We start from the raw sequence: 8,409 nt of genomic DNA on the forward strand, positions 1-8,409 counted from the left end.
CGTCCGTACAGATCCGCGGTGGCCCCGATCCGGAGTCCCTCCACGGCAAATCCCGTCAGCAGGACGAGCAGGAAGAGCAGGAGGAGGAGGCCGAAGGGGTCGCGCCCGTGCGGGGCGGTGAGCCGCTCGGGTCGCGGGCCGTAGCGCCGCACGAGAGCGAGGACCGTCCCGACCACGGCGGCCAGGCCGAACAGGTCCACGGTCAGGCTCATGAAGTAGAGGTAGAAGGAGCCGGAGAGAACGGGCAGGCCGAAATAGTCCTGGAAGGCCACGAGCGTCGTGGCGACGAACAGGATGGCAAAGCCCCAGGAGATGCCGAGGTGCATCGCCCCGGCGAAGGGCTGGCGCGCGATCCGGCGCTGGAGGACGGCGCCATCCCAGAAGGCTCGGAGCCGCGGCAGGAGGCGTCCTTCGAGGAGCGGGCCCTTCCCCATCCGGAGCGCGCGGAACGCCCGCCAGATCCCCCAGCAGAAGACCAGGAAAAACGGCAGGAAGAGGACATAGAGCCAGGCATGCCCCGGGATGTTCCAGTAGATTTCCCGCGCGGGCTCCACGGCCTCCCCCCTGGTTCTTCCCTAGCCCTTCCCGGTGACCTCCCGGATTTTCGCGGTCAGCCGGGGGATGATTGCCTTGAAGTCGTCCACGATCCCGAGCTGCGCCACCTTGAAGATGGGCGCCTCGGCGTCCCGGTTGATGGCGACGATGGTCTTGGCCGAGGCCACGCCGGCCACGTGCTGGGTCGCCCCGGAGATGCCCACGGCGATATACAGGTCGGGGCTGATGCTCCGTCCCGTCTGTCCGATCTGCCAGGAGGCGGGGACCCAGCCGGCATCGGTCGCCGCTCGCGAGGCCCCGACGGCTCCTCGCAGCACCTGGGCCAGCTCCTCAAGCAGCTTGAACGCGTCCGGCCCGCCCAGGCCGCGGCCGCCCCCGATGACGGCCTTGGCCACCTCCAGGTCCATGCCGCCCCCCTCCTCCTGGACCTTCCGGACGAGGCGCGTGCGGGCGTCCTGCGGCGTCAGGGAGACCGGCACGGGAACTGCCTCCCCGGCAGCCGCCGCCTCGGCGGGGGAGAACGTCTTGGGCCGGACGGTGACGACGACCGGCTCCGCCTGCGCGATGAGGGTGGCTACGGCCTTGCCCCCGTAGGCCTGGCAGGTGAAGGCCAGTTTCCCGTCCCGCCTGGCGAAGGCTTGCGCCTCAGTGATGAGGGCGGCGCGGAGCCGGTGGGCCAGGCGCGGAGCCAGCTCCCGCCCCTGCGCGTCGCTCGGGAACAGCAGAAGGGTCGGACTCGCCGCCTCGACGATCGCCTGGAGGGCCTTCAGGTACGCGTCCGCCTGGTAGGTCTCGAGAAGAGCGTGCTCGGCGAGGAAGCATCGGGCGGCGCCGTGGCGCGCTGCGGCCGACGTGGCGCCGCCCAGGCCCGCGCCCACGAGGGCCGCGACGACGGGCCCGCCGGCGACCTGGGCGGCGGCCCGCCCCGCGGCCAGGGCCTCCTGGCCGCTCCGGCTGATCCGGTCCCCCGCGACCGGCGCATAACAGAGGACCGCTCCCATCGTTCTCCCTAGAGCGAGAGGCCTGCCCGGGCGCGGCCGTGGGCAGCCTCGTGGGCCCGCATGGTGTCCGGGTTGGTCCCCCGCAAAAGCGCGAGATAGTAGGTGAGCAGTTGGAGGGGAACCACGGCGAGGATCGGGGTCAGCAGCTCGGGTGTGGGGGGCAACGACACCACGAGGGCGCAGAGGGAGGCCAGCTCGGCATCGCCCTCCGCAAGAAGCCCAACGACGGGTGCGCCGACCTCGCCCGCCACCCTGGCCACCGCCAGGCAGCGCTCGTACGAGCGGCCAGGCGGCGCGATGAGGAAGACCACGTCCTCCGGCTCCAGCGCCGCCCAGGGGCCGTGCAGCACCTGCTCGCAATTCATCCCCACCGTGATGGCGTAGTTCGCTTCGTTCATCTTGAGGGCGGCCTCGCAGGCCGTGGACGTGTTCGGGCCGCCTCCGATGAAGTAGTAGCAGCGCCGATTCCGAAAGCGGCTCGCCAGCGCCTCTCCGGACTCCCGCTCGAGCAGGGCCTCCATCAGGTACGGGATCGCCTCGAGCGCTGCCGCGAACTCCCCGTTCCCTCCCAGCTCGGCGGCCAGGGCAGCCAGGAGCGCGAGCGCGGTCGTGTAACTGATGGTGTGCGCGCCGGAATTCTCCTGCTCTACCGTCCGGAGGAGGTGGTCTGCTGCGTGCAGGCCCTCCCCGCTTCCGAGACCGGTGATCGCGACGCCGAAGCCGCCCCCCGCCTTCGCCTTCTGGAGGGCCTCGAGCGAGAAGCGCTTGGTCCCCCGGTGGCTTATGACGATCACCCCGGTCTTTGCGTGCGGCTCCGGCCAGTAGTTGCTGAGCTCAAAGGAGTGGAAGGCGCGGACGCGATGCCCCAGGCCCCCGATCTGGGACAGAAGCAGCTCCCCCACCAGGCACGCGTGCCAGGACGTGCCGATCCCCGAAAGGAGAACCTGGTCCGCGTGCTGCAGCTGCGCGGCCACCGCCTTCAGGGCCTCCCGGTTGCGCCGCAGCACCGACCGGATCGCCGCCGGCTGCCCCTGGATGGCCTCGTACATGTAGTACGGGTGGCCAGCGCGCGGTGGGGGTGGAGTCCAGGCCACGATGTCCTCTTGTGGTTAGAGTAGCTTCAAGTCCCGGAGGCGGCTCACCAGCCGGTCCACCTTCTCCTCCGGGCTCTCGCCGTCCAGAATCTCGCAGCGGGTCTCCCGCACCGGGATGCTGAGGTCCGCCACCGTGACCCGGCTGCCATTTCTCTTGGGCTCCGCCAGCCCCAGGTCGGCCGCGGTCCAGGTGGGGATCGGCTTGCGGCCCGCGGCCATGATGTCCTTCAGCTTCGGGAAGCGCGGGACGTTGCTCTCGTCGCTCGTGATCGTCACCAGGAGGGGGAGCGGCGCCTCGATCAGTGCGTAGCCGTCCTCCACCAGTTTCCGAGCCTGGACGCCACCCCCCGCCATCTCCACGCGGGATGCGTAGGCGACGCAGGGGATCCCGAGCTCCTCGGCGAGCAAGGGTCCGACGGCCCGAGAAGCCCAGTCCCCCGACTCGCATCCGGCGAGCACGAGGTCGAAGGGGCCGCGCTTCCGGATGGCCGCCGCGAGGGCGGAGGCGACGCCGAAGGCATCGGAGGCGAGGAGGACCGGGTCGTTCAGTAGGACCGCCTGGTCCGCCCCCATGGCGAGCGCCTTTTTGAGCGCCGTGGTGGCCGTAGGCGCACCGAGGCAGAGGGCCGTCACCGTCCCCCCCTTCGCCTCCTTGAGCTTCAGGGCCACCTCCAGGGCGTGCTCGTCGTAGGTCGAGATCACGAGGGCGTGCCCCTCCGGGAGCTGCCGCTTCGCCGCCGGGTCGATCTTGAACTGGCTCGGCGGGATTTCCGGGTCAATGATCTCTTTCAGGCAGACGACGAGCTCCACGTCCGCTCCTACTTCAGGAGATGGCCCGCGATCACCAGCCGCTGGATTTCGGAAGTCCCCTCGTAGATCTCGGTGATCTTCGCGTCCCGGAAAAAGCGCTGGACCGGGTAGTCCAGCATGTAGCCGTACCCGCCGTGCACCTGGATCGCTTTCGTCGTGATCCGCATGGCGGCCTCCGAGGCGTAGAGCTTTGCCATCGCGGCCTCCGAGGTGAAGCGCCGGCCCGCATCCTTCAGAAGCGCCGCCCGGTAGGTAAGCAGGCGCGCCGCCTCGATCTCCGTCGCCATGTCGGCGAGCATGAACTGGATGGCCTGGAGAGTGGCGATGGGCTTCCCGAACTGCACGCGCGCCTTGGCGTGGTCCCGGGCGGCCTCGAAGGCGGCCCGGGCGATCCCGACCGCCTGCGCCGCGATGCCGATGCGACCCCCGTCGAGGGTCGCCATCGCGATCTTGAACCCCTCGTCCTCTTTCCCGAGGCGGTTCTCCGCCGGGACCCGGCAGTTGTCCAGGACGATCTGGGCCGTGGAGGAGCCCTTGATCCCGAGCTTCTTCTCGAGCTTGGCCACGGTGAAGCCGGGGAAGCTGCGCTCGACCAGGAAGGCCGCGATCCCGTGATGCCCCTTGCTCCGGTCGAGGGAGGCGAAGACGAGGGCGACGTCCGCCTCGGCCCCGTTCGAGATGAAGTTCTTGGTCCCGGTGAGGAGGTACGCGGCGCCATCCCGGCGGGCCGTGGTCTCCTGATTGGCCGCATCGCTCCCGGCGTTCGGCTCGCTCAGGCAGAAGCAGCCGAGCTTCTCGCCCCGGGCGAGGGGAACCAGGTACTGCTGCTTCTGGCTCTCCGTCCCGAAGGCGAGGAGCGGGTCGCAGACGAGGGAGTTGTTCACCGACATGATGACGCCGGTCGAGGCGCAGGCCCGGGAGACCTCCTCCATCGCGATGGCATAGCAGACGGTGTCGGCTCCGGCCCCCCCGTACGTCTCGGGCACCGCCACCCCCATGAACCCCAGCTCCCCGAGGCGCTTGACGGTCTCGTGGGGGAAGGCGCCGGTGACGTCGGTCTCCTCCGCCCGCGGGGCGATGATCTGGTCGGCCACCTCTCGCGCCGTGGCCTGGAACATCCGCTGCGCTTCTGTCAGGGCAAAATCCACGATCCCCGCCTACCGGTGTCGGAAGGTAGCCTTCCGCTTCTCCAAGAACGCCGCAACCCCTTCCCGCTTGTCCTCGGTCGAGAAGGCCAGGCCGAAGGCCTTGGCCTCGAGCGCGAGCCCGGTAGTCAGATCGGTCGCCGTCCCCTCCTCGATGGCCGCCTTGGCGAGGCCGAGCACGACGCCGCTCTTGGCCGCCATCTTCGCCGCCGTCTCCTTGGCGGCCGGCAGCAGCTCGGGAAGCGGGAGCACCCGGTTCACCAGGCCGATCCGCAGCGCCTCCCGCGCGTCAATCATGTCACCGGTAAAGATGAGTTCCTTTGCGCGGGCCTTGCCCACCAGGCGCGGCAGGCGCTGCGTCCCACCGCTCCCCGGGATGATCCCCAGGTTGATCTCCGGCTGGCCGAAGCGGGCGCTCTCCGCGGCATAGATGAAGTCGCAGCCCATGGCGAGCTCGCAGCCGCCCCCCAGGCAAAAGCCGTTGACGGCGGCCAGGACCGGCTTCGGCATCCGGGCGATTTTCTCGGCCGCGGCGCCCAGGTCGCGGCCGAACTCCATCGCCGCGACCGGGGTCAGCGTGGGGAACTCGGAGACGTCGGCGCCGGCGACGAAAGCCTTCTCGCCCGCTCCCGTGAGGACGATGGCGCGCACGCTCTGATCCGCGGCGAGCGCGTCCAGCGCGTGGTGCAACTCACCGAGAACCTGCCGGTTCATGGCGTTCAGCTTCTCGGGCCGATTGAAGGTGAGGAGGGCGACGGCATCTTCCCGCGCCAGGGCGAGCGTGGCGTAGGCCATGAGGGATCCTCCCAGGTGAGCACTAGTACGTGTGGAAGCCCCGGCCGGTCTTCCGCCCGAGGTAGCCGGCATCCACCATCTTCACCAGCAGGGGGCAGGGCCGGTACTTGTCGTCCCCCAGCTCCTCGTGCAGCACCTTCAGGACCGCGAGGCAGACGTCGAGCCCGATGAGGTCGGCCAGCGCCAGGGGCCCCATGGGGTGGTTGGCACCGAGCCGCATGACATTGTCAATCGCCTCGGCGGTCCCCACGCCCTCCATGAGGGCGTAGATGGCCTCGTTGATCATGGGGACGAGAATCCGGTTGGCGATGAACCCGGGGAAGTCGTTGGCCTCCACCGGGGTCTTGCCGAGGCGCTTCGCCAGCTCGATGGTGGCCGTTGCCGTGGTGTCACTGGTCTGCAGCCCTCGGATGACCTCCACGAGGGCCATCAGGGGAACGGGGTTGAAGAAGTGCATCCCCACCACGCGGTCCGGCCGCTTCGTCACCCCCGCGATCTTCGTAATCGAAATCGAGGAAGTGTTGCTCGCCAGGATGGTCTCGGGGCGGGCGAGGCGGTCCAGCTCGAGGAAGAGGCCCCGCTTGATCTCGAAGCTCTCGGTCGCCGCTTCGACCACGAAGTCGGCGTGGGCGAGATCGGCTATGGCGGTGGTGGTCTTCAGGCGGCCGAGCATCCCCTCCCGGTCCGCCGCGGAGAACTTTCCCTTCTCCACGCCCTTGCTCAGGCCGGCCCCGATCCGGCCTCGGGCGGCCTCCAGGATCCCCTCGCTCACGTCCCGCAGGAGGACTCCGTATCCCGCCTGGAGGGCCACCTGGGCGATGCCGCTCCCCATCGTCCCTGCCCCCACGATCCCGAGCGTCTGGATCTCCATCCGCCCCTCCTAGACCCGCTCGATGATGACGGCCATCCCTTCGCCCCCGCCCAGGCAGAGGGCAGCGACCCCCCGGCGTCCGCCCCGGTCCTGGAGGGCATGCAGGAGCGTGACGACGAGCCGCGCCCCCGTCGCGCCGATGGGATGGCCCAGGGCCACCGCCCCCCCGTTGACATTGACCCGGGCGGGGTCCAGCCCGGCCACCTGGATGGCCGCCAGGGCCACGGCGGCGAATGCCTCGTTGACTTCGTAGAGATCGATGTCCTCGGGCTTCCTGCCCGCTTTCCTGAGCGCGTCGCGGATGGCGTAGCCCGGCGTGATGGCGAACCACTCCGGGGCGGTCGCGTTGTGCCCGGCCTCCGCGATCCGCGCCAGGGGTGTGAGACCGAGGGCGGCGGCTCGGTCCGCCGCCATCAGAACCACCGCGGCGGCCCCGTCGTTGACGGACGGGGCATTGCCGGCCGTGATCGTCCCGTCCGCCTTGAAGACGGGCTTGAGCTTCGGGAGTTTCTCCAGGTTGCCCCGCTTGGGGTCCTCGTCCTCCTCCACCAGGGTGGTCCCCGTCTTCCCCGCCACCTCCACCGGCACGATCTCGGCCTTGAACTTCCCGGCCTTCTGGGCGGCCCAGGTCCGGGTATAGGACTGGGCGGCGTACGCGTCCTGCTGCTCCCGCGTGAGGCCGAACTTGGCGGCGCACAGCTCGCCGCAGGCCCCCATGGAGAGGTTGCTGTACACGTCCCAGAGGCCGTCCAGGATCATGCTGTCCACCAGCTCCGCGTGCCCCATGCGGTACCCGGCCCGCGCCTTGGGCAGCAGGTAGGGAGCGCCGCTCATGCTCTCCATTCCGCCCGCGACGATGCAGTCGGCGGCCCCGACCTGGATTGCCTGGGCCCCCAGGAGGATGGCCTTCAGGCCCGATCCGCAGACCTTGTTCACGGTGGTCGCGCCGACGGTCTCGGGGATGCCAGCGAAGATCGCCGCCTGGCGGGCCGGGGCCTGCCCCACGCCGGCCGAGACGACGTTGCCCATCAGGACCTCGTCCACCCGGCCCGGCTCGACCTTCGCCCGGCGCAGCGCCTCCCCGATGGCCGCCGCCCCCAGGCGCGGGGCGGGAACGCTCGCCAGGCTGCCGTTGAAGGACCCGATGGGCGTCCGGGCCCCGCTCAGGATGACCGCGTCTCTCACCGGTGCTCCTCCTTCGTCCGAGGGAGCGCGTCCCCGCCGCCGCGCGGCGCGTCCCCAGCCTCCCGCCCGTTGAGGATGCCGCGGAAGATCAGGTCCATGAGATGCTCCGCCACCTCTTCCGCCTGATACCCCCGGAGGTTCCAGCGCTTGAGGGCCAGGACGGCGCACAGGAACACGATGGCAACGCCCACCAGGTTCGTGTCCTGCCGCCGGAACTGCCCCTCCGCCTGCCCCCGCTCCAGAATGTCCCTGAAGAAGGCTACGTAGGAGCGATCCACCTCGAAGAGGCTCTGGAGGGCCCCCTTCCCCAGGACGTGGGACTCCTGATAGAGGAGGAGGACCAGATCCTGATAGTCGTGGTAAATCCGGAAGGTGGTCTCGAGGGCCACCCGGAGCTGGGTTGTCGGATCATCAATCCCCGTGACTGCTGCAAGCATCCGGTCGCGGAACCGGGTGAAGATCCGGTCGTAGATCAGGTAGAGGATGTCCTCCTTGGTCTTGATGTACGCGTAGAGTGTCCCGATCCCGAGGCCCGAGGCCTCGGCGATCTCTCGGACCGTGGTGTTGTGGAATCCCTTGCGGGTGAAGAGCTTGACGGCGCCGTCGCAGATTTGGTCGTGCCGGCGGGCGATCAGGTCCTGGTCCTTGACGGCGGTTGCGACCGGGCTGGGCATTGCGTCCTCCGGAGGCACCCGAATGAGCGCTCGTTCGGCCTCCAGCGTAGCCAATCCCGCCCTGGCTTGTCAAGGAGTTACGCGGGGAAGGAGGAGACGGAGCCCCGGGACTACGGGAGGGTAAGAGACCCGGTGACGAGCGGAACGACGCGGCCGGCCACCCGGACGACTGCCCCGCCACCCGCGGTCCCCTGCTCGACTTCCACCTCGAGGCGCGAAGGCTGCCCCATCTCGATCCCCTGGTGGACCGTCAGGCGGCCGCCGGGGAGGCGTCCCCGA

At 69.8% G+C, this 8,409-nt stretch carries 9 protein-coding genes; all 9 read right to left on the reverse strand.

What is annotated here, in order from left to right; all coding sequences use genetic code 11:
- On the reverse strand, positions 1-554 hold a 554-nt coding region (locus tag VGT06_06890; protein HEV8662844.1), incomplete at its 3' end, for a fumarate reductase subunit.
- Between the two features lie 21 nt (positions 555-575).
- Positions 576-1,556, reverse strand: coding sequence for an electron transfer flavoprotein subunit alpha/FixB family protein (locus tag VGT06_06895; GenBank protein HEV8662845.1), 981 nt, complete (start codon positions 1,554-1,556; stop codon positions 576-578).
- A gap of 8 nt (positions 1,557-1,564) precedes the next feature.
- Positions 1,565-2,605 (reverse strand): SIS domain-containing protein, encoded by a 1,041-nt coding sequence (locus tag VGT06_06900; GenBank protein ID HEV8662846.1) that lies wholly within the window; start codon positions 2,603-2,605, stop codon positions 1,565-1,567.
- Positions 2,606-2,665: 60 nt separating this feature from the next.
- Positions 2,666-3,460, reverse strand: a complete 795-nt coding sequence (locus tag VGT06_06905; protein HEV8662847.1) for an electron transfer flavoprotein subunit beta/FixA family protein — start codon at positions 3,458-3,460, stop codon at positions 2,666-2,668.
- Between the two features lie 8 nt (positions 3,461-3,468).
- Entirely contained in the window at positions 3,469-4,608 is a 1,140-nt protein-coding gene (locus VGT06_06910; protein HEV8662848.1) for an acyl-CoA dehydrogenase, read from the reverse strand.
- Positions 4,609-4,617: 9 nt separating this feature from the next.
- Positions 4,618-5,400: an enoyl-CoA hydratase-related protein gene (locus VGT06_06915; protein HEV8662849.1), complete on the reverse strand. Its 783-nt coding sequence runs from the start codon at positions 5,398-5,400 to the stop codon at positions 4,618-4,620.
- A gap of 22 nt (positions 5,401-5,422) precedes the next feature.
- Entirely contained in the window at positions 5,423-6,271 is an 849-nt protein-coding gene (locus VGT06_06920; GenBank protein HEV8662850.1) for a 3-hydroxybutyryl-CoA dehydrogenase, read from the reverse strand.
- 9 nt (positions 6,272-6,280) lie between these two features.
- Entirely contained in the window at positions 6,281-7,456 is a 1,176-nt protein-coding gene (locus tag VGT06_06925; protein ID HEV8662851.1) for an acetyl-CoA C-acyltransferase, read from the reverse strand.
- On the reverse strand, positions 7,453-8,130 hold the full coding sequence (locus VGT06_06930; protein ID HEV8662852.1) for a TetR/AcrR family transcriptional regulator: 678 nt from the start codon (positions 8,128-8,130) through the stop codon (positions 7,453-7,455). The genes VGT06_06925 and VGT06_06930 overlap by 4 nt, the downstream gene beginning before the upstream one ends.
- Between the last annotated feature and the right edge of the window lie 279 nt (positions 8,131-8,409).

Origin of the sequence: Candidatus Methylomirabilis sp. (assembly GCA_036000645.1) — a bacterium.
Taxonomy (GTDB): domain Bacteria; phylum Methylomirabilota; class Methylomirabilia; order Methylomirabilales; family JACPAU01; genus JACPAU01.

Excerpts from the sequence above, each read along its gene's own strand:
- VGT06_06915 (HEV8662849.1), bottom strand. The coding sequence starts at position 5,400 with ATGGCCTACGCCACGCTCGCCCTGGCGCGGGAAGATGCCGTCGCCCTC.
- VGT06_06900 (HEV8662846.1), bottom strand. The coding sequence starts at position 2,605 with ATGTACGAGGCCATCCAGGGGCAGCCGGCGGCGATCCGGTCGGTGCTG.
- VGT06_06895 (HEV8662845.1), bottom strand. The coding sequence starts at position 1,556 with ATGGGAGCGGTCCTCTGTTATGCGCCGGTCGCGGGGGACCGGATCAGC.
- VGT06_06920 (HEV8662850.1), bottom strand. The coding sequence starts at position 6,271 with ATGGAGATCCAGACGCTCGGGATCGTGGGGGCAGGGACGATGGGGAGC.
- VGT06_06930 (HEV8662852.1), bottom strand. The coding sequence starts at position 8,130 with ATGCCCAGCCCGGTCGCAACCGCCGTCAAGGACCAGGACCTGATCGCC.